This window comes from Variovorax sp. 05T418, assembly GCF_056396385.1.
In genome coordinates, this window is sequence record NZ_JBFTLJ010000003.1 from 502,345 (window position 1) to 522,486 (window position 20,142).

Annotated in this window: 22 protein-coding genes and 1 riboswitch; of the genes, 13 read left to right on the forward strand and 9 right to left on the reverse strand. The window is 68.6% G+C overall.

Going from position 1 to position 20,142, the window contains the following annotated elements:
* Positions 1 to 97: 97 nt before the first annotated feature.
* On the forward strand, positions 98 to 325 hold the full coding sequence (locus AC1DMS_RS08305) for a hypothetical protein (RefSeq protein WP_436287266.1): 228 nt from the start codon (positions 98 to 100) through the stop codon (positions 323 to 325).
* Here AC1DMS_RS08305 and rfbC read toward each other — a convergent pair.
* From rfbC to rfbB, 4 genes are read right to left on the reverse strand one after another with little or no spacing between them, the layout of a single operon-like run.
* A complete protein-coding gene (gene rfbC / locus AC1DMS_RS08310; protein WP_436287265.1) occupies positions 318 to 866 on the reverse strand; it encodes a dTDP-4-dehydrorhamnose 3,5-epimerase in 549 nt (182 codons plus the stop codon). The two genes, AC1DMS_RS08305 and rfbC, sit on opposite strands and share 8 nt — an antisense overlap.
* Positions 863 to 1,762, reverse strand: a complete 900-nt coding sequence (rfbA, locus tag AC1DMS_RS08315) for a glucose-1-phosphate thymidylyltransferase RfbA (RefSeq protein WP_018903759.1) — start codon at positions 1,760 to 1,762, stop codon at positions 863 to 865. The genes rfbC and rfbA overlap by 4 nt, the downstream gene beginning before the upstream one ends.
* Positions 1,763 to 1,802: 40 nt before the next feature.
* Positions 1,803 to 2,693, reverse strand: coding sequence for a dTDP-4-dehydrorhamnose reductase (rfbD, locus tag AC1DMS_RS08320; protein WP_436287264.1), 891 nt, complete (start codon positions 2,691 to 2,693; stop codon positions 1,803 to 1,805).
* On the reverse strand, positions 2,690 to 3,772 hold the full coding sequence (rfbB, locus tag AC1DMS_RS08325; protein ID WP_018903761.1) for a dTDP-glucose 4,6-dehydratase: 1,083 nt from the start codon (positions 3,770 to 3,772) through the stop codon (positions 2,690 to 2,692). The genes rfbD and rfbB overlap by 4 nt, the downstream gene beginning before the upstream one ends.
* A gap of 227 nt (positions 3,773 to 3,999) precedes the next feature.
* Positions 4,000 to 4,106: riboswitch (glycine riboswitch) on the forward strand.
* A gap of 90 nt (positions 4,107 to 4,196) precedes the next feature.
* Here rfbB and AC1DMS_RS08330 point away from each other — a divergent pair.
* Entirely contained in the window at positions 4,197 to 5,498 is a 1,302-nt protein-coding gene (locus AC1DMS_RS08330) for a D-amino acid dehydrogenase (RefSeq protein ID WP_436287263.1), read from the forward strand.
* A gap of 26 nt (positions 5,499 to 5,524) precedes the next feature.
* Here AC1DMS_RS08330 and AC1DMS_RS08335 read toward each other — a convergent pair whose 3' ends face one another.
* The 3 genes from AC1DMS_RS08335 to AC1DMS_RS08345 form a co-directional block, all read right to left on the reverse strand.
* Positions 5,525 to 6,805 (reverse strand): FIST signal transduction protein, encoded by a 1,281-nt coding sequence (locus AC1DMS_RS08335; RefSeq protein WP_278881099.1) that lies wholly within the window; start codon positions 6,803 to 6,805, stop codon positions 5,525 to 5,527.
* Between the two features lie 45 nt (positions 6,806 to 6,850).
* Positions 6,851 to 7,567: a PhaM family polyhydroxyalkanoate granule multifunctional regulatory protein gene (locus tag AC1DMS_RS08340; RefSeq protein ID WP_436287262.1), complete on the reverse strand. Its 717-nt coding sequence runs from the start codon at positions 7,565 to 7,567 to the stop codon at positions 6,851 to 6,853.
* An 88-nt stretch (positions 7,568 to 7,655) separates the two neighbouring features.
* Positions 7,656 to 9,071, reverse strand: a complete 1,416-nt coding sequence (locus AC1DMS_RS08345; RefSeq protein ID WP_012745901.1) for an aminotransferase-like domain-containing protein — start codon at positions 9,069 to 9,071, stop codon at positions 7,656 to 7,658.
* 104 nt (positions 9,072 to 9,175) lie between these two features.
* On the opposite strand from AC1DMS_RS08345, the gene AC1DMS_RS08350 reads away from it, so the two are divergent.
* The 10 genes from AC1DMS_RS08350 to AC1DMS_RS08395 are packed head-to-tail and all read left to right on the forward strand — an operon-like array spanning position 9,176 to position 17,227.
* Positions 9,176 to 9,775: a LysE family translocator gene (locus tag AC1DMS_RS08350; RefSeq protein WP_436287260.1), complete on the forward strand. Its 600-nt coding sequence runs from the start codon at positions 9,176 to 9,178 to the stop codon at positions 9,773 to 9,775.
* The gene (locus AC1DMS_RS08355) at positions 9,772 to 10,728 is read left to right on the forward strand and encodes a DMT family transporter (RefSeq protein WP_436287259.1); all 957 of its coding nucleotides are present in this window, start codon (positions 9,772 to 9,774) and stop codon (positions 10,726 to 10,728) included. Before AC1DMS_RS08350 ends, AC1DMS_RS08355 begins: the two co-directional genes overlap by 4 nt.
* Before the next feature lie 31 nt (positions 10,729 to 10,759).
* Positions 10,760 to 11,962: an aminotransferase-like domain-containing protein gene (locus AC1DMS_RS08360; RefSeq protein WP_412510350.1), complete on the forward strand. Its 1,203-nt coding sequence runs from the start codon at positions 10,760 to 10,762 to the stop codon at positions 11,960 to 11,962.
* 23 nt (positions 11,963 to 11,985) lie between these two features.
* On the forward strand, positions 11,986 to 12,618 hold the full coding sequence (locus AC1DMS_RS08365; protein WP_436287258.1) for a DJ-1/PfpI family protein: 633 nt from the start codon (positions 11,986 to 11,988) through the stop codon (positions 12,616 to 12,618).
* Positions 12,619 to 12,640: 22 nt separating this feature from the next.
* Complete coding sequence (locus AC1DMS_RS08370) at positions 12,641 to 13,315, forward strand: LysE family translocator (protein WP_278880875.1); 675 nt, start codon at positions 12,641 to 12,643, stop codon at positions 13,313 to 13,315.
* Positions 13,316 to 13,320: 5 nt separating this feature from the next.
* Complete coding sequence (locus tag AC1DMS_RS08375; protein WP_018903771.1) at positions 13,321 to 13,962, forward strand: glutathione S-transferase family protein; 642 nt, start codon at positions 13,321 to 13,323, stop codon at positions 13,960 to 13,962.
* 5 nt (positions 13,963 to 13,967) lie between these two features.
* Positions 13,968 to 14,894, forward strand: a complete 927-nt coding sequence (locus tag AC1DMS_RS08380) for a PhzF family phenazine biosynthesis protein (protein WP_478131989.1) — start codon at positions 13,968 to 13,970, stop codon at positions 14,892 to 14,894.
* 12 nt (positions 14,895 to 14,906) lie between these two features.
* Positions 14,907 to 15,599, forward strand: a complete 693-nt coding sequence (locus AC1DMS_RS08385) for a VOC family protein (protein WP_436287256.1) — start codon at positions 14,907 to 14,909, stop codon at positions 15,597 to 15,599.
* A 1-nt stretch (position 15,600) separates the two neighbouring features.
* A complete protein-coding gene (locus AC1DMS_RS08390; RefSeq protein WP_012745892.1) occupies positions 15,601 to 16,233 on the forward strand; it encodes a LysE family translocator in 633 nt (210 codons plus the stop codon).
* Positions 16,234 to 16,249: 16 nt separating this feature from the next.
* Complete coding sequence (locus AC1DMS_RS08395) at positions 16,250 to 17,227, forward strand: threonine dehydratase (RefSeq protein ID WP_436287255.1); 978 nt, start codon at positions 16,250 to 16,252, stop codon at positions 17,225 to 17,227.
* Positions 17,228 to 17,528: 301 nt separating this feature from the next.
* Here AC1DMS_RS08395 and AC1DMS_RS08400 read toward each other — a convergent pair whose 3' ends face one another.
* Positions 17,529 to 18,356 carry a creatininase family protein gene (locus AC1DMS_RS08400; protein WP_436287254.1) on the reverse strand — a complete coding sequence of 276 codons (828 nt, stop codon included), beginning with the start codon at positions 18,354 to 18,356 and terminating at the stop codon, positions 17,529 to 17,531.
* 75 nt (positions 18,357 to 18,431) lie between these two features.
* Between AC1DMS_RS08400 and AC1DMS_RS08405 the strand changes: the two genes are divergently transcribed.
* Complete coding sequence (locus AC1DMS_RS08405) at positions 18,432 to 19,229, forward strand: SDR family oxidoreductase (RefSeq protein WP_278880881.1); 798 nt, start codon at positions 18,432 to 18,434, stop codon at positions 19,227 to 19,229.
* On the opposite strand, the gene AC1DMS_RS08410 is transcribed toward AC1DMS_RS08405, so the two are convergent.
* A complete protein-coding gene (locus AC1DMS_RS08410) occupies positions 19,226 to 20,131 on the reverse strand; it encodes a LysR family transcriptional regulator (protein ID WP_307596467.1) in 906 nt (301 codons plus the stop codon). The two genes, AC1DMS_RS08405 and AC1DMS_RS08410, sit on opposite strands and share 4 nt — an antisense overlap.
* Positions 20,132 to 20,142: the final 11 nt, after the last annotated feature.

Genomic DNA, 20,142 nt, shown 5'->3' on the forward strand with positions numbered 1-20,142 from the left:
GATGCGCCGCTCAGCCGAAGCGTCGCTCGAAAAAAGACGTATGGATGGGAATGGGCGTCGCAGAAACGAACTCCCTCGGATTGCTTGCAAGAATCAGGTGGACAAAGCCCGCAATGACTTTCATACGCTTCTAGTCGACCATGGCGAGCAAGTTCAGCGCCAGGACTTCGGCGCTGCCGACAAGCAGGCCCGCAGCAAGAGACGAGCGCCCAGCACTCAATCGGGCTACAGGCCGATAGCGCCGGCTGTTCGCAAATATGAATATCTTTTGAAGCAGCAGCTCGACTCGGGCAATACCTATCCGACCTATCCGAGCCTCAACTGAATACTTCTGCACTGGCAAAGTCGGCGCCAGCTTCGTCTTTGGCCGATAACTGGGGCGCCATGCCGATGGCTGGCCATTGGATATTCAAGGCGGCATCATTCCAGACAATGCTGCGCTCATGCGCCGGCGCATAGTAATCAGTGGTCTTGTACAAGAACTCCGCCGTCTCGCTCAGCACCAGAAACCCGTGCGCAAACCCCTCAGGCACCCACAACTGCCTATGGTTGTCCTCGCTGAGCTCCACCCCCACCCATTTGCCAAAGCTTGGCGACGACCTGCGGATGTCCACCGCCACATCGAACACCGCGCCGCGCACCACGCGCACCAGCTTGCCCTGCGGCTGCTGGATCTGGTAGTGCAGCCCGCGCAGCACGCCCTTGGCCGAGCGCGAATGGTTGTCCTGCACGAACTCGACGTGCCGGCCGACCGCCTCATCGAACGCCTTGCCGTTGAAGCTCTCATAGAAAAAGCCGCGCGCATCGCCGAAGACCTTCGGCTCGATGACCAGCACTTCAGGAATCGCGGTAGGTGTTGCCTTCACGAGCGCACCTCCTCCGCCAGCAAATGGTTCAGATATTTGCCGTAGCCGTTCTTTTGCAGCGGCACGGCAAGCTTTGCCAATTGCTCGCGATCGATGAATCCATTGCGCCACGCAATCTCTTCAGGACACGCAATCTTGAGCCCTTGCCGATGCTCCAGGGTCTGGATGAACTGCGCGGCCTCCAGCAGGCTCTCGTGCGTGCCGGTATCCAGCCAGGCATAGCCGCGCTGCATGATCTGCACGTTGAGCTGGTCCAGGTCGAGGTAGGCTTGGTTGACCGCCGTGATCTCCAGTTCGCCGCGCGCGCTGGGCTTCACGGCCTTGGCGATCTCGACCACCTGGTTGTCATAGAAGTACAGGCCCGTCACGGCATAGCTGCTCTTGGGCTTGACCGGCTTCTCCTCGATGCTGCTGGCCTTGCCCTTGGCATCGAAGGCCACCACGCCGTAGCGCTCGGGGTCATGCACGTGGTAGGCGAAGACGGTGGCGCCGGAGGGCTTCGAATCGGCATCGGCCAAGAGGTGCGCGAAGTCATGGCCGTAGAAGATGTTGTCGCCCAGCACCAGCGCGCTCGGCGAATTGCCTACGAATTTGTCGCCGATGATGAAGGCCTGCGCGAGGCCATCGGGGCTGGGCTGCACCGCGTACTGCAGGTTGATGCCCCACTGGCTGCCATCGCCCAGCAGCTGCTGGAAGCGCGGCGTGTCCTGCGGCGTGCTGATGATCAGGATGTCGCGCATGCCGCCGAGCATGAGCGTGCTGAGCGGGTAGTAGATCATCGGCTTGTCGTACACCGGCAGCAGCTGCTTGCTGAGCGCGAGCGTGGCGGGGTGCAGCCGGGTGCCGGAGCCGCCGGCCAGGATGATGCCTTTGCGTTGCGTGGTCTTCGTGGTCATTGTGTTGTGTTCTCCGCTTCTTGCTTGCTTGCTTCGCTTGTCAAAGGGTCTCGCGCAGCATGCGGGCCACGCCCTGCTGCCAGTGCGGCAGCACCAGGCCGAAGGTGGTCTGCAGCTTGCGCGTGTCCAGGCGCGAGTTGGCGGGGCGCGTCGCGGGCGTGGGGAAGGCGCTGGTGGGCACGGGGTCGACGGCTTCGGGTCCGGCCTTGAGTTCGACGCCGGCCGCCTTGGCCTGCTCGATCACGAAGCGCGCATAACCGTGCCAGGTGGTCTCGCCGCCGGCCACCGCGTGATACAGGCCGGCCTTGGCCGGGTCCTGCAGCGTGGCGCGGATGGCATGCGCCGTGACGTCGGCCAGCAGCTCGGCACCGGTGGGCGCGCCGAACTGGTCGTTGATGACGGTCAGGCGATCGCGCTCCTCGGCGATGCGCAGCATGGTCTTGGCAAAGTTGCCGCCGCGCGCGGCATAGACCCAGCTGGTGCGGAAGATCAGGTGCTTCGCGCAGTGCCTGGCCACCAGTTGTTCGCCTTCGAGCTTGGTGCGGCCGTACACGCTGAGGGGGCCGGTGGCGTCGTCTTCTTTCCAGGGCGTGCTGCCGCTGCCGTCGAAGACGTAGTCGGTGGAGTAGTGCACCATGAGCGCGCCGATCTGCTGCGCGGCCTCGGCCACCACGCCGGGCGAGGTGGCGTTGAGCTTGCGCGCGAACTCGGGCTCGCTCTCGGCCTTGTCGACGGCGGTGTGGGCCGCGGCATTGACGATAACGTCGGGGCGCACCTTGAGTACGGTGTCGGCCAGTTGCTCGGGGCGGCTGAAGTCGGCGTTGAAGTCTGTGCTGTCGAAGTCGAGCGCAACCAGCTCGCCCAGCGGCGCGAGGCTGCGTTGCAGCTCCCAGCCGACCTGGCCGCCCTTGCCCAGCAGCAGCAGCTTCATGCCGCAGCCTTGGCCGCGGGGGCGGCGTCGTATTGCTTCTCGACCCATTCGCGGTAAGCGCCGCTTTGCACGTTGCGCACCCATTCGCCATGGGCCAGGTACCACTCGACGGTCTTGCGGATGCCGCTGTCGAAGGTTTCGGCGGGCTTCCAGCCGAGTTCGCGCTCGAGCTTGCGCGCATCGATGGCGTAGCGCCGGTCGTGGCCGGGGCGGTCGGTGACGTAGCTGATCTGCTCTTTGTAGGGCTTGCCGTCGGCGCGCGGGCGCAGTTCGTCGAGCAGCGCGCAGACGGTGTTGACGATCTCGATGTTGGGCTTCTCGTTCCAGCCGCCGACGTTGTAGGTCTCGCCGAGCCGGCCGGCTTCGAGCACGCGGCGGATGGCGCTGCAGTGGTCCTTCACGTAGAGCCAGTCGCGCACCTGCATGCCGTCGCCATACACGGGCAGCGGCTTGCCGGCCAGGGCGTTGACGATCATCAGCGGGATGAGCTTCTCGGGGAAGTGGAAGGGCCCGTAGTTGTTGGAGCAGTTGGTGGTGACGACCGGCAGGCCGTAGGTGTGGTGCCAGGCGCGCACGAGGTGGTCGCTCGCGGCCTTGCTGGCCGAGTAGGGGCTGTTGGGCTCGTACTTGTTTTCTTCGGTGAAGGCGGGGTCGGTCTTGGAGAGCGAGCCGTAGACCTCGTCGGTCGACACGTGCAGGAAGCGGAAGGCGGCTTTCTGCTCGGCCGGCAGCGCGCTCCAGTGGCCGCGCACGGACTCGAGCAGGCGGAAGGTGCCCAGCACGTTGGTCTGCACGAAGTCCTCGGGGCCGTGAATGGAGCGATCGACGTGCGATTCCGCAGCAAAGTTCACGATGGCGCGCGGTTTGTGCTCGGCCAGGAGGCGGTCGACCAGCGCGCTGTCGCCGATGTCGCCCTGCACGAAGATGTGCCGCGGGTCGCCCTTGAGAGACGCGAGCGTCTCGAGGTTGCCGGCATAGGTCAGCTTGTCGAGGTTCACGACAGGCTCGTCGCTCTGCGCCAGCCAGTCGAGTACGAAGTTGGCGCCGATAAAGCCCGCGCCGCCGGTTACCAGGATCATGAGTCTCCCCGAAGTTTCGAATCAATGACAATTATCCCATTGGTCCGAATTGTCAAAATTCATGGTTGGCGGCTTTGCGGTCCCCGCCTACAATCGTTTCACTGCAGGAGAGCGAGTAGTACCTATTACTACTTCACCGAAGGCGCAAACTCCCATAAACGCTCAGGTTGGCCCACAGATTCCTTGAAGTTCTTTCAAAGAGTTGCGTGGCACGTACTGCATCAACTGACAAGCCGTCTGGAGAGCCATCACCTCGCGTGATGCACCGAAGGAGCAAACCCGTTGCAAGGTGCAACAGGTGAATCTCTCAGGTACCAAGGACAGGGGGAGCGGCAACTTGGACGGCGTTCGTCCGGTTGCTTGCTATTGAATCAGTAGCACACCAAGTCCGCCGTTCAAGTGCCAATCTTCAAAGGTACTTGAAATGCGTGTGATCGTTCTTGGCGCCGGCCTGCTCGGCGTGACTTCTGCTTACTACCTCCAGCAACTCGGCCACGAGGTGACCGTGATCGACCGGCAGGCCACGCCGGCCGCCGAAACCAGCTTTGCCAACGGCGGGCAGATCTCCGTCAGCCATGCCGAACCCTGGGCCAACCCGAGCGCGCCGCTCAAGGTGCTGCAATGGCTCGGCAAGGAAGACGCTCCGCTGCTCTTTCGCATCCGCGCCGACATGCGCCAATGGCTCTGGGGCCTGCAGTTCCTGCGCGAATGCACGCCGGCGCGCACCCGGCACAACATCGAGCAGATCGTGCGCCTGGGCACCTACAGCCGCGAGGTGCTGCAGCAGCTGCGTGCCGACGCCGGCCTCCAATACGACCAGCGCACGCAGGGCATCCTGCACTTCTATACGACGCAGAAGGAGTTCGACGGCGCCCTCCAGCCCGCCGAGCAGATGCGCGCATTGGGTTGCGAACGCCAGGTGATCTCGGCCGACGAAGCCGTGAAGATCGAGCCCGCCCTCGCCCACATCCGCCCGAAGCTGGCGGGTGCCACCTACACGGCGGAGGACGAGTCCGGCGACGCGAATCTTTTTGCACGCGAGCTGGCAAAGCGCGCGGCCGCAGCGGGCGTGAAGTTCCTCATGAGCCACACGGTGACCGCGCTGCGTGAGGCCGGCGGCCGCATCGATCATGTCGAAGCCACCGACAGCGAAGGCCGCTTCCAGCGCATCCGCGGCGACGCCTTCGTGCTCGCGATGGGTTCGCTGAGCCCGATCGTTGCCGCGCCGCTGGGCATTCGGCTGCCGATCTATCCGGCCAAGGGCTACTCGGTGACGCTGCCGGTGAAGGACGCCTCCAGGGCGCACCAGGTCTCGCTGACCGACGACGAGTTCAAGCTCGTGTTCTCGCGCTACACCTCGGCTTCCGGCGACCGCCTGCGCATTGCCGGCACGGCCGAGCTCAACGGCTACGACCGCGACCTGAACCGCGTGCGCTGCGAGGCGATCGTGCGGCGCGTCGAGGAGCTCTTTCCGGGTGCCGGCGACACCACGCAGGCCCAGTTCTGGACCGGCCTGCGCCCCGCGACGCCAAGCAACGTGCCGCTGATCGGCAAGACGAAACTGCCGAACCTGTTCCTCAACACCGGCCACGGCACGCTCGGCTGGACGCATGCCTGCGGCTCGGGCAAGTCGATTGCGCGCATCGTGAGCGGACTCGCGCCCGAGGTCGACTTTGCGTTCACCGGCATGCCTGCGCCGGCAGCGCGCGTGCTGCAGCCGGCCTGAATGCCGGCAGGCAGGGCGAGGGAGACTCAGTCCTTGCTGGTGAACACCGTCAGCACGCCGGTGTAGCCGTACAGGTGGTGGCGCGCGATCTCGCCTGCGGCGAAGAAGCCGACCAGCGGCACGTCGCCCAGCGCATGCCGCACGATCTGCAGCTCGGCGCCCGGCGCGCCGAAATGCGGCCCGCCGCGTCCCGAGCAGCTCACGTACACCGCGCCCGCGATGCGGCGCGCCGGATGCGGCGCCGCTTCGGCCTCCCCGGCCGCGACGGCGCGTGCGGTGGCCAGCGTCTGCTCCTCGGGCTCGAGTTCCTCCCGGATTTCCGCGCAGATGCGCATCAGGTCGGCGCGCGCGGCCTGCGCATTGCGGCGGCAGAAGGTCAGGCGCATGCCCGCCTCGGCCACGTCGGCAATCGCGATGCCGCGGCGCGTGGGGTCCAGGCCGATGATGTGGCGCACCAGCACATCGGCGCCCAGGTCGCCCGTGCGGCGAATGCCGTCGCTGCCCGCGTCGGCAAGGCCCACCAGCGTGGCGCGCACGGCGTCGATGGCTTCCTGCGGCCGCTCGAGCGACACCTGCAGGTCGGCCAGCAGCACGTCGAGCGCGGGTTCGCCGTCGAGCTTGAGCAGCAGGTTGCCATCGGCCTCGGTGATCTCGCGCTCGCGCCCCGCGCCCGAGCGCAGCGGCTGGCAGCCCTGGGTGACTCGCGACACCAGCCGCACGCCCTCGCCGAACACCACGCCCGACAGGCCGCCCGAGAACACGCCGCCCGCGGCGCCGTGCCCGCGGATGTTGCCGTTGCCGCCCACCGCGAACTGCAGCGCGCCGCCGCGGCCCGACGAGAGCCCGCCGAACAGGTAGCCGGTGTCGGTGCGGCCCGCCATCTCGCCGATGAGTTCGGTCAGGTCGGGCGTGGCGGGGTCCGCGTGCACCAGCGCCGTGTGGGCCTCGAAGCCGCTCATTTCCGAATTGCCCAGCGGCGCCACGCCGGAGAACACGCGGTACTGGTCGCTGGGCAGCGCGCAGAGCATCAGGCTGAGGCCAGGCTCGTCGAAATATTCGGCGTTGTTGGCCGAGACGCCGATGCCGACCGTGCCCGACCAGTCGGTGACCTCGGGCAGTTCGGCGCTCAGGTGGTCGAGGATGTCCTGCGCGTCCGCCGCGTAATGGTCGGTGATGTAGAGCAGCCCGAGCGTGGGCGATGCCGCGTAGTCGGGCAGCGCCATCTGCGCGCGCAACTGGGCCAGCACGAGGCCGGCTGCCATGCGCCATTGCGGGTGGGTGGCATGGCCGGAAGGAAACAGCTTCATGATGCGTGCCAACCCGTTCTCTTCAAGAAAGATGTGTGTATGACGTCAGCGGCGGCCGGTCGTTCGCTTGCGCGCGGCGGCCGATGCCTTCTTGGCGGCGGCGGGCGCTGCCGCCTTCCTGGCCGCGGGTTTCGAAGCCGCGGGAGCATTAGCCGCCGGCTGGGCCATGGCCGGCACCTTGAGCTGGGCTGCATCCTGCAGCGCCGAGCTCGCGATCTGCTGGAACTGCTCGGTCAGCGAGCCCCACCATTGCATCGGATCGATCACGCCGGCGGCGCCATTGCCGCCCGAAGCGGCAGCGGCCGAAGCCGGCTTGCTGCGCGCCTTCTTCGCCAGTGCCGGGGCTTCTTCTTCCTCGGGCTCGGCTTCCGGTTCGGCCGGCGCAGCGGCTGCTGCAGGTGCCGGAGCAGCGGCAGGCGCCACGGCGGCCGCCTGCTTGGTGAACGCGCTGGCGATATCTTCCATCCGCACGTTCATGCCGCGCAAGGTCGAAAGTGTCATCTTTTGCACTTCGAGCGCCTGGATGGTGGCCTTGAGCGCGTGGCCGTTCTGCTCGAGCCAATACTGCACCGTCTTGAGTTCCTGGATGCGCTTGTCGACCTCTTCCACGCTCAGCGTGGGGGCCACCCAGCTCGCGAGGCTCGGCAACCCGGGCACCGCACTGCCCGCCGCGCCGCCGGCGCCACCGCCGGCAAGGTTCTTCAGAAAATCGAATCCGGGGACGAATTGACTGAAGTCGAAGGGTTGGCTGGCGTTGCTCATGCGGAGGTCTCCGGTTGGGTTTTCTTGTGATGCCAGCTTACTCCAAGGCACCGCCGTTTTGGGCCCGGGCGCCCTCCCCTTTGCCCCCTCAGAGTTCCGCGCGCACCTTGCTGAACACCTTCCAGAACGCCGCGTCCTGCGAGGTCGCGAAATTGATCCGCATCATCGTGCTCGGCGGCCGCCGCGCATGGAACAGCGAGCCCGGCGCCAGCAGGTAGCCCTGGTCGAGCATGCGCTGGGTGAGCGCGTCGGTGTCGACGCCGGTGTCGACCCAGCCGAACAGGCCCGCCGGCTCCGACGCGAAGCTGCAGCCGTGCGCCATCGCGAGCTTCACCGCGCGGCCGCGCGCGCCGTCGAGCCGGATGCGTATGCGCTCGGCATGCCGCCGCAGCTGGCCCTGGTCGATGCACCACGAAAGCGCCCGCTCGAACAGCGTGGGCGTGGTGAGCGTGGCCAGCAGCTTGGTCTCGAGCAGCCGCTCCTTCAGTTCCGGCGAGGCGGCCAGGAAGCCGATGCGCCAGTTGGGCGCCAGGATCTTGGCGAAGCCGCTGACGTAGATGGTGCGCTGCAGCCCGTCGAGCGCGCTGAGCCGCGTGGCGTGCTCGGGCGCGAGGTGGCTGTAGGTGTCGTCCTCGACGATGTGGAAGTCGTGCTCGTTGGCCAGCTTGAGCACGCGATGCGCGCTGCCGGGCGTGAGGCTGTAGCCGGTCGGGTTGTGCAGCACGCTCACGCTCACGAAGAGCTTGGGGCTGTGCAGCTGGCAGTACTGCGCCATCACCTCCAGGTCGGGCCCGTCGGCGCGGCGCGGCACCGGCAGGATGCGCATGCCCAGCGCCTCGAGCCGCGCGAATTCGAGCGCCCAGCCGGGCTCCTCGACCATCACCGGATCGCCCGCGCGCAGCAGCGTGCGGCTCACGATGTCCAGCGCGTGCGTGGCGCCCACCGTGGTCACGATCTGGTCGGGCGCGGCGGGCACGTTGATGCCCACCAGCTTGTTCGACAGGCTGCGGCGCAGCGCGGCGTCGCCCGAGGGTTCGCCGTACTGGAGCGACAGTTCCTGCAGCGCGGCTGTACTGGTCATGCGGCGCACCGCCGTCGGCATGAAGGCGGACGCCATCCAGTCGGGCGGAAACACGCCCATGCCCGGCTGCGGCTTGTCGCTGGGCCGGTGGAACATGCTGCGGATGAGCGAGCTCGCATCGGCCGGCACGCGCGAGGCCATCATCTGGACCACCATGGGCGCCGCGTTGGGTGGACGCCCCTCCTGCGCCGGCGCCGAGTCGCGCACGTAGAAGCCGCGCTGGCGGCGCGCCTCGACCAGGCCCTGCGCCAGCAGCTGGTCGTAGGCCGCCACCACCGTGTAGGGGCTCACGCCCTGCTGGCGCGCGCATTCGCGCACCGAGGGCAGGCGCGCACCGGGCGGCAGCAGCCGGGTGCGGATGCGTTCGGCCAGCCGGTCGGCCAATTGCCCCGTGAGCGACTGGGTGGAGGTTCGTGTCAGCATCTGGGGCTCGGCTTCTGTGTCGAAAGAAAGACCAATACAGTTTTCGAATATGTTCGACTAACTGTATCGGAACTGTAATGGTGTGAAAGTTTAGAGTGTATGCAATGAACTGGCAAGAATTCACCGCGCTGCTGGTGCTGGCCACGGCGATGAGTTTCTCGCCCGGTCCCAACACCACGCTCTCCACCGCCCTCGCGGCCAACGGTGGCCTGCCGCGCGCCATGCGCTTCGTGGTGGCCGTGCCGGTCGGCTGGACGCTGCTGCTGGTGCTGTGCGCAGCCGGCATCGGCGCGCTGGTGGTGGCGGTGCCTTCGTTGCGCCTGGCCATCAAGGCGCTGGGTGTCGGCTACCTCTTGTGGCTGGCCCACAAGCTGAGCGGCAGCGGCACGCTCGGCCGTGCCGACGGCGCGAGCCTCGACGTCGGCTTTGGCCAGGGCGTGATGCTGCAGTTCGTCAACATCAAGGCCTGGCTGCTCGCGCTCACGCTGGTGGCCGGCTGGATCGCAGGCCAGCCCGATGCGCTCGGGCGCTTCGCCATCGTCGCGCCGGTGATGCTGGTCTACGCCTTCATCAGCAACTTCACCTATGCATTGGCGGGCGCACTGCTGCGCGAATGGCTCTCCAAGGGCAAGCGCCTGCTGTGGTTCAACCGCGCGATGGGGCTGGTGCTGGTGCTCACGGCCTGGTGGATGCTGGGTGTATGAACAACCGCCTCCCTATCAAGGACGAAACGCTGGGCATGTGGCTTGGCGTGATCGGCGTGGCGCTGTTCGCGGTCACCTTGCCGATGACGCGGCTGGCCACCGGCACGCAGGGCGCGCCGCAGCTGTCGCCCTGGTTCGTGACGCTCGGGCGCGCCGCGCTGGCGGGCATTCTCTCGACGGTCTTCCTGCTGGCGACGCGTTCGCCGCGGCCCGCGCCGCACCAGTGGAAGCCCCTTGGCATGGCGGTGCTCGGCAATGTGATCGGCTATCCGCTGCTGCTGGGCTACGCCTTGCGCGTGGTCACGGCCAGCCACGCGGCGGTGGTGACGGCGCTGCTGCCGCTCGTGACCGCGGCGGTCGCGGCCTGGGTGCTGCACCAGCGCGCGCGGCTCGGCTTCTGGCTCTGCGCCATCGCGGGCAGTGTGCTGGTGGTGCTGTTCTCGGTGCTGCGCGCGAGCCAGGGCGGCCATGGCTTCGGCTTCGAATGGGCCGACCTGCTGCTGGTCGGCGCGGTGGTCGCGGCTTCGTTCGGCTACATCTACGGCGCGCAGGTCACGCCGTCGCTCGGCGCCGAGCGCGTGATCTGCTGGGTCTGCGTGATGGCGCTGCCCGTGACGCTGCCCGCCACGCTGGCCATGTGGCCCACGGAGCCCATCGCCACCTCGGCCTGGCTGGGCTTCGTCTACGTGGGCGTGTTCTCGATGTGGATCGGCTTCTTCGCCTGGTACCGCGGCCTGGCCCTGGGCGGTGCGCTGCGCGTGAGCCAGACGCAGTTGCTGCAGCCCTTTCTCTCCATCCTTGCATCCATTCCGCTGCTGGGCGAACCGCTCGACGTGGTCACGCTGGGCTTTGCCATTGCCGTGGTCTGCACGGTGGTGCTCGGCAAGCGCCTGTCGCAGCCGCAGCCCGTTCCTGCCGTTTCGCCGCGCGCCGCGCATGCCGAACAATCCTGAATCCCACCCCACCCGACTGAAAGAAGACCCCATGAACTGGAAACTCGCCGCCCGCGCCGCCAAGATGAATCCGTCGGTGCTGCGTGAAATCCTCAAGGTCACCGAGCGCCCCGGCATCATCAGCCTGGCCGGCGGCCTGCCCTCGCCCAAGACCTTCCCGATCCAGGCCTTTGCCGACGCCTGCGCCGAGGTGCTGCACAACGACGGCCAGGCGGCGCTGCAGTACGCCGCGAGCGAAGGCTATGCGCCGCTGCGCCAGGCCGTGGCCGACATGCTGCCGTGGAACGTCGATCCCGCGCAGGTGCTCATCACCACCGGCTCGCAGCAGGGCCTGGACCTGGTGGCCAAGGTGCTCATCGATCCGGGCAGCAAGGTGCTGGTCGAGACGCCCACCTACCTGGGCGCGCTGCAGGCCTTCGGCCCGATGGAGCCGAACCCGGTGAGCGTGGCGAGCGACGACGAAGGCGTGATCGTCGAAGACCTGGTGGCCAAGGCGAAGGATGGGCGCTTCGTCTACCTGCTGCCCAATTTCCAGAACCCTACGGGCCGCACCATGACCGAGGCGCGCCGCGCCGCCGTGTCGGCCGCCGCGGCCGCCGCCGGCCTGCCGATCGTCGAGGACAACCCGTACGGCGAACTGTGGTTCGACGAAGCCCCGCCGCTGCCGCTGACCGCGCGCAATCCCGAAGGCTGCATCTACCTGGGTTCGTTCTCGAAGGTGCTCGCACCGGGCCTGCGCCTGGGTTTCCTGGTTGCGCCGAAGGCCATCTTCCCGAAGCTGCTGCAGGCCAAGCAGGCGGTCGACCTGCACACGCCGATCTTCACGCAGCGCATGGTCTCGGCCGTGATGAAGGACAACTTCCTCGAGCGCCACGTGCCCACCATCCGCGCGCTCTACAAGCGCCAGCGCGACGCGATGATGGCCGCGCTCACGCGCGAGATGGCCGGGCTGGACGTGAAGTTCAATGCACCCAAGGGCGGCATGTTCCTGTGGGCGCGCCTGCCCGAGGGCATCGACACCGTCGCGCTCTTGCCCAAGGCGGTCGAGCGCAACGTGGCCTTCGTGCCGGGCGCGCCCTTCTATGCGGACCAGGGCGATCCGCGCACGCTGCGGCTGTCGTTCGTGACGGCCAGCGTGGAGGAGATCGACACCGCGATCGCCGCGCTGGCCCTGACGCTGCGCGAAGAGCTGGCGCTGCTGGGCGAACGCAAGCTCGCGCCCGAACCCGTCTGAGACGCAACGCGAGGCAGACCACGATGCACATCGCCATCCTGACTTTCGACGGCTTCAACGAACTCGACTCGCTGATCGCGCTCGGCGTGCTCAACCGCATCAAGAGGCCGGGCTGGCGCGTGACGCTGGCCGCGCCCAGCGCCACGGTCACCTCGATGAACGGCGTCACCATGCATGCGAGCTCCACGCTCGAGGCGGCCGCCGAAGCCGGCGCGGTGCTCGTCGGCAGCGGCATCCGCACGCGCGAGATCGCGGCCGATCCGGCCATCATGGGCGCGCTGCGCCGCCTCGATGCGAAGCGGCAGCTGATCGGCGCGCAGTGCTCGGGCACGCTGCTGCTCGCCAAGCTGGGCCTGCTGGGCGCGGTGCCGGCCTGCACCGACCTCACGACCAAGCCCTGGGTGCAGGAGGCCGGCGTCGAGGTGCTCAACCAGCCCTTCTTCGCCAAGGGAAATGTGGCGACGGCCGGCGGCTGCCTGTCGGCGCCCTACCTCGCGGCCTGGCTCATCGCACGCAGCGAAGGCATCGAGGCCGCGAAGAGCGCGCTGCACTACGTGGCGCCGGTGGGCGAGAAGGAAGACTACGTGGCGCGCGCGCTGCGCAACATCGAGCCCTACCTTCCACCGGTTCCCGCAGCCACGGCCGACGCCGCCTGAGGGAAGCGCCGCAGGACGCATCATGATCAGCCTCGCCACGCTCGCGCTCTTCCTGCTGGCCGTGCTCGCGCTGTTCCTGTCGCCGGGACCGAACATGGCCTTCGTGCTCTCGCACGGCGTGGCCCACGGCCCGCGCGGCGGCTTCGCAGCGGCGCTCGGCATCTCGTCGGCCGACCTGGTGCACACGCTCTTCGCCGCCACCGGCGTCACGGCGCTGGTGGCGGCCTGGCCGCCCTCCTTCGACCTGCTGCGCTATGCGGGCGCGCTGTACCTGCTGTGGCTCGCGGTGCAGGCGCTTCGCAGCAGCAGCGGCGGCCTCCCCGCGGGTGCGCGTGCGCAGCCATCCGCCTTCGCCCGCATCGTGCGCATGGCCTTCCTGAACAACCTCGTCAATCCGAAGGCGCTGCTGTTCTTCATGGTGTTCCTGCCGCAGTTCGTCGACCCGGCGCGCGGCAGCGTGCCCTTGCAACTGGTGCAGCTCGGCGTCATGCTGTCGGCAGCCGCGCTCGCGTTCAACACGCTGCTCGGCGCCTGCAGCGGACAGCTCGGCCGCTGGCTGCAGCGCCGTCCGGGGGCTGAAAAGTTCCAGCGCGGCCTGCTGGCCCTGGTGATGGTCGGCCTGGCGATCCGCCTGCTGCTGCTCGACCGTCCCGCCGTGCCATCCGCCCTGTCCGCCACACCTGTCCAAGGAAGCTGAACACCATGCTCAATATCTGGGGCCGCATCAGTTCGATCAACGTGCGCAAGGTCGTCTGGTGCGCGCAGGAACTCGGGCTCGACTTTCAACGCACCGAGGCCGGCGGCCGGTTCGGCGTGGTGCAGACGCCCGAGTACCTGGCACTCAACCCGAACGCGATGGTGCCCACCATCGACGACGGCGAAGGCAGCGATCGCGTCACGCTCTGGGAATCGAACGTGATCGTGCGCTACCTCTGCGCCAGGCATTCGCACGGCAAGTTCTATCCGAGCGAGCTGCCCGCGCGCTTCGATGCCGAACGCTGGATGGACTGGCAGCAGACCACGCTCAACCGCGCGAGCCGCGACGCCTTCGTGCAATGGGTGCGCACGCTGCCGGCCGAGCGCGACCCCGCGCTGATCGCGGCCTCGGTGCATGCGAGCGAGGCGCTGTTCGCGATGCTCGACGCGCATCTTTCGCGGCAGCCCTTCATGGCCGGCGACCGCTTCACCATGGCCGACATCCCCATCGGCTGCGAGGCGCACCGCTGGTTCGGCCTGCCGCCGGCCGAATACCAGCGCCCCAGCTGGCCGAACCTCGAACGCTGGTACGGCGAACTGATCTCCCGGCCGGGCACGCGCGGCGTGCTCGACCTCCCGCTCGAATGAAAAGCATGAAACCCCGCCCGTTCAAACAAGTCGACGTCTTCACCGCCACGCCCTACCACGGCAATCCGCTCGCCGTGGTGCTCGACGGCAGCGGCCTGGGCGACGCCGAGATGCAGCGCTTCGCGCAGTGGACCAATCTTTCGGAAACCACCTTCCTGCTGCCGCCGACCGAGCCCACGGCCGACTACCGCGTGCGCATCTTCACGCCCGGCGGCGAGCTGCCCTTTGCGGGCCATCCCACCATCGGCAGCTGCCACGCCTGGCTGCAGGCCGGCGGCAGGCCCAAGGCGGCGGGCCGGATCGTGCAGCAGTGCGCGGCCGGCCTGGTGCCGCTGCGCCATGAAGGCGAGCGCCTGGCTTTCTCGGCCCCGCCGCTCAAGCGCAGCGCGCCGAGCCCCACGCTGCTGGCCAAGGTGGCGGGTGCGCTGGGCCTGAAGGCGCAGCAGGTGGTTGCGGCGCAGGTGCTCGACAACGGGCCGGTGTGGTTCGGCCTGCTGCTCAGCGATGCGGACACCGTGCTCCGGCTCGTGCCCGACCACCGCCTGCTCAAGGAGCTGGGTGTGAAGGCCGGCGTGGCGGGCATGCCTGCCGAGCAGGGTTCGTCGATGCTGATCGGCCGCTCGAACCGCGAGGCGCGCGCCTTCGGCGGCAAGTCCGCTGCAATCGAAGAAGGCGAAGGCCCGAAGATCGACCTCGAGGTGCGCGCCTTTGCCGCGCCCATCGGCGTGGAGGAAGACCCGGTCACCGGCAGCCTCAACGCCAGCCTGGCCGAATGGCTGATTGCCGACGGCCACATGCCCGCGCGCTATGTGGCCGCGCAGGGCCAGTGCCTCGGCCGTTCCGGGCGCGTGTACATCGAGCGCGACGCCGACGGCAAGGTGTGGGTCGGCGGCGATGCCGTGACCTGCGTCGACGGCCAGGTCACGCTGTAAAGGCAAGGCACCATGCGCGCGCAGCTCGACCACCTGGTAATCGCCGCCGCCTCGCTGGCCGAGGGCGTGGCGTGGTGCGAGGCCACGCTGGGCGTCACGCCCGGCCCTGGCGGCTCGCATCCGCTGATGGGCACGCACAACCGGCTGCTGAACATCGCGGCCGAGGCGTTCCCGCAGGCCTACCTGGAAATCATCGCGATCGAGCCCGGCAAGCGGCCATCGCGCCCCGGCACGCGCCGCTGGTTCGACCTCGACGACCCGGTGCTGCAGGCCGGGCTCGTGCGGCGCGGACCGCGGCTGGTGCACTTCGTCGCGCGCGTGCCCGACGCGCACGCCGCGCTGCAGGCGCTGGCGCGCGAGGAGCACGCCCACATCGACCGCGGCCAGCTGCTCGAAGCCTCGCGCGACACGCCCGCCGGCCGGCTCGAATGGCAGATCACGGTGCGCAATGACGGCCAGCGCCTGTTCTACGGCGCGCTGCCCACGCTGATCCAGTGGGGCCCCGTGCATCCCACCGACGCCATGCCGGCTTCGGGCCTTGCGATGCGCTCGCTGCAGGCCACGCATCCGCGCGCGGCCGACCTCTCTGCGGCGCTGTCGGCCATCGGCATGGCCGGCATGGCGGTGCAGGCCGGCGCGCCCAACCTGGTGGCCGTGCTCGACACGCCCCGCGGCCCCGTCACGCTTCAATCCGAAGGACTCTGACATGCTGAGCTTGACCGAAATCGCCTGGTTCGCACTCGCCTCGATGCTGCTGGCGCTCACGCCGGGGCCGAACATGATCTATTGCGTGTCGCGCACGCTCATCCAGGGCCGGCGCGCCGGGCTGGTCTCGCTCGGCGGCGTGATGATGGCCTTTCTTGCGCACCTGTTCGCGGCCGCACTCGGCCTCACCGCGCTGCTGCTGGCCGTGCCGGTCGCGTTCGACGCCATCCGGCTTGCCGGCGCCGCCTACCTGCTGTGGCTCGCATGGCAGGCGGTCAAGCCCGGCGGCAATGCGCCCTTCGAGGCGCGCGCGCTGCCGGCCGATCCGCCGGGCAAGCTGTTTCGCATGGGCTTTCTCACCAACCTGCTGAACCCGAAGGTCGCGATGTTCTATCTCTCGTTCTTTCCGCAGTTCATCCATCCGGAGCGCGGCTCGGTGCTGCTGCAGAGCATGCAGCTGGGCATGGCGCAGATGGCGAGCAGCGCCGCGGTCAACACCGCGGTGATCCTCGGCGCCGCGAGCATCACGGCGGTGCTGTCGCAAAGCGCCGGCTGGCTGCGCGCGCAGCGCTACATCATGGGCAGCGTGCTGGCGGCACTGGCGGTGCGCGTGGCGCTGACGGAACGCAAGTAAAAGAGAAGGAGCGCGCGTGAGATTCACCCGCGAAGAAATCGAATCCGCGCAGCGCACCGTCGGCGCGGCCATGCCGCCCACGCCGCAATATGCATGGCCGCTGCTCGCACAGCGCCTGGGCTGCACGGTGTGGGCCAAGCACGAGAACCACACGCCGGCGGGCGCCTTCAAGATCCGCGGCGGGCTGACCTACTTCGAAACGCTGGCGCGCGAGCAACCCGGCGTGCGCCATGCCATCAGCGCCACGCGCGGCAACCATGGCCAGTCGGTGGGCTTCGCGGCGCGGCGCCACGGGCTCGCGGCCACCATCGTGGTGCCGCATGGCAACTCGCTCGAAAAGAACGCCGCGATGCGCGCGCTGGGCGTGCAGCTGGTCGAGCATGGCGACGACTTCCAGGCGGCTGCGGAGCATGCGGCCCTGCTCGCCGAGCAAGGCGGCATGCACCGCGTGCCCTCGTTCCACCGCGAGCTGGTGCGCGGCGTGTCGACGGCGTATGTCGAATTCTTCAGCGCACTCAAAGATGCGCCGCCCGATGTGCTGTTCGTGCCGATCGGGTTGGGCTCCGGCTTCGCAGCCGCGGCCGCCGCGCGGGCGCACTGCGGCGTGTCGACCCGGCTCATCGGCGTGGTGTCGGCGCATGCCACGGCGTACCGCGATTCGTTCCGCGCAGGCCGGCCCGTCGAGTCGCCGGCCGGCACGCGGCTGGCCGACGGCATGGCCTGCCGCACGCCGGTGCCCGAATCGCTCGAGGTGATCCTGCGCGAAGCCGACGACGTGATCACCGTCACCGACGACGAGGTGGCCGAGGCCATGCGCATTCTCTTCAGCGACACGCACAACGTGGCGGAAGGTGCTGGCGCCGCGGCGCTGGCGGGCGCGCTCCAGCAGCAGGATCGCTGGCGCGGGAAGACGGTGGGTATCTGCGTGAGCGGCGGCAATGTCGATTCGGGCATGTTCGCGGGGGTGCTGGGGGGCGCTGGCGCATTGGCGTGACCAAGCGCGCTTTGTTCAGGGCGCGTGCACAGGCCACCGGGTACTCCCCTCCGCGAATGTCCCCCGCCTTCGGCTCCTCCTTGATTTCGCTGCGGGGAGCACCCGATGCCCTGTGCACCAGGGCACGCTGTCGGTTCGCAGCTGATCAACCACCGCGCTGAACAACGATCACGCTGATGGGGTGCCTTGCGCAGCGAAATCAAGGGGGAGGCCGCAGGCCGGAGGACATTCGCGGAGCAAGGTACCCCGTCGGCGGGAGCGCGCCCTGAACAACGGCGCCAAGAACAACAGCAACAACAAGCTAAAGCAGCGGCCCCGTACGAGCCGTGTCCAGCGGCAGCCGAGACACCTCCGCCAGCAACAGCGCGAGCTGCTGCGCAGCCGCATCGACAACAGCCTGCCCGCGCGGCGCCGTTGCGGCGGCGGCGTTGCCGGCTGCGCCCTGTGCGTTGTAGTCCTCCATGGCCCAGCCGAGCTTGGCGCTCTTGCCGTTGCCGAGAATCGCGTAGTCGGCCGCGCGCTGCTCGGAGGTGGAGCGGAAATTCTTCGCCTCGGCCATGCGCACCTGCTGCGGCGCCAGGGCCAGCATCATCGAGGTCTCGATCTCGCCCGCATGCACGCCGAAGCGGTGCTCGCCCGCATCGAACTGCGCGCCCGCATCGCCCAGCGGCAGGTTGAACCAGCTCACGCTGTAGACGATGAGGCCGTGCGCCGCGCGCAGTTCGCGCGCCACGATGTCCATCGCACCCACGTGGCCGCCATGCGCGTTGAACAGCACCAGCTTCTTCACGCCGGCATGCGCCACGCCGGCACCGATCTCCTTCCACATGCGGATCAGGGTCTCGGCCGACAGCGTGAGCGTGCCCGCAAAGCGCGCGTGCTCGGGGCTCAGGCCGATCTGCTGCGTCGGCAAAAACAGCACCGGCAGCGCGGCCGGCAGCAGCGGCAGCGACGCGGCCACGATGCCGTCGGCCAGCACCGTGTCCACGCCCAGCGGCAGATGGGGCCCGTGCTGTTCGGTGGCACCGAGGGGCAGCACCGCGACCGTGGCTGCCACATCGAGCGCCGCAAAGTCGCGCGTCGTCAGTTGAGACCAGTAGCGGGGCAGGGATACCGGGGATGCGTTCATCCGCCGATCTTAGAGCGGTGCTTCAATCCACGCGACCCGCGCCTTGCGCGCTTCGACGACACACAAGGACACCCGATGGATCTCCAGCTCCAGGACCAGCACGTTCTCATCACCGGCGGCAGCAAGGGCATCGGCCTGGCCTGCGCGCTCGGCTTCCTGCAGGAGGGCGCGCGCGTGAGCCTCGTGTCGCGCGATTTGCAGAACCTGGAGCGGGGCCGCAAGGCGCTGGCCGAGGCGTTTGCGCAGGCCGAGGGCCGGGTCTCGGTGCATGCAGCCGACCTCAAGGACCCGGCCAGCGCCGTGGCCGCGCTCGATGCGGCCGAGCTGGCCTTCGGACCGGTCGACGTGCTGGTGAATTCGGCCGGCGCCGCGCGCCGCACGCCGCCCGACGAGCTGGATGCCACTGCCTGGCACGACGCGATGGACGCCAAGTACTTCACCTACATCCACATGATCGATCCGGTGGTCAAGCGCATGGGCCGGCGCGGCCGCGGCGCGATCGTCAACGTGATCGGACAGGGCGGCAAGGTCGCGAGCCCGGTGCACATGGCCGGCGGCGCGGCCAACGCGGCGCTGATGCTGGTGAGCGCCGGCATGGCCGCGGCCTATGCGGCCAAGGGCGTGCGCGTGAATGCGGTGAACCCCGGCCTCACGCTGACCGAGCGGCTGCAGGAAGGCATGAAGGCGGATGCGAAGCTGCAGGGCATCGGCAGCGACGAGGCGCTGCAGCGCGCCACGGCCCGGCTGCCGCTCGGGCGCATCGCCACGCCGCAGGAGATTGCCAACACGGTCGTGTTCCTGGCCTCGCCGAAGGCGAGCTATGTGACGGGCGCGATCGTCGCGATGGACGGCGCCGTGACGCCGATGATCTAAGCAGCCGTCAGCGCCTCGAACTTCAGCGCCAGGAAATCGACCAATGCCCTTACGCGCGCGGGCACGAAGCGCCCGCTCGGCAAGAGGGCGTGCAGCGGATAGGGCTCGGTGTCCCATTCGGGCAGCAGCCGCACCAGCGCGCCCTTGCGGAGGTCTTCGCGCACGTCGAGCGCCGACTTCAGCACGATGCCCAAGCCCGCGACGGCCCACTCGCGCGCGAGCGAGGCGTCGTCGACGCTGCGGTCGCCCTTCACGCGCACTTCGGTCCACTGGCCGTTCTGCGCGAAGCGCCAGGTGCGGTGGCGGCGCCCGCCGCGGTCGAAGGTGAGGCAGTTGTGGTGCACCAGGTCCTGCGGCGTCTTCGGCGCGGGGTGGCGGCGCAGGTAGGCGGGAGATGCGGTGAGCAGCGGATTGGTCAGCGCGAACGGCCGTGCCACCAGCCGTGAATCGGCCAGCGCGCCGTAGCGCAGCGCCACGTCGACCTCGTCGCGCGTCACGTCGAGCAGCCGGTCGCCGACGGACAGCGACAGCTGCACACCCGGGTGCCGTTCAAGGAATTCGTCGAACCAGGGCAGCAGCGTGCTGCGCGTGAGGTCCGACGGAGCGGCCACGCGCAAGGTGCCGACCAGCTCGCCACGCTCGGCCGTGACCAGCGACTCGCCTTCGTCGAGCAGTTCGAAGGCGCGCACCGCGTAGTCGAGCAGCGTCTGGCCCTGCGAAGTCAGGCGCATGGCGCGGGTCGAGCGCTCGAACAGCCGGGCGCCGAGCTGCGTTTCCAGCCGCTTGAGCGTGGCGCTGGCCGCCGCCGGCGTCATGCCGAGCGCATGGGCCGCGGCGGTGAGCGTGCCGCCGCGGGCGGTCTGCACCAGCACCTGGAGGTCCGACAGATTTTCAATCTTCATTTGAAAGTGTT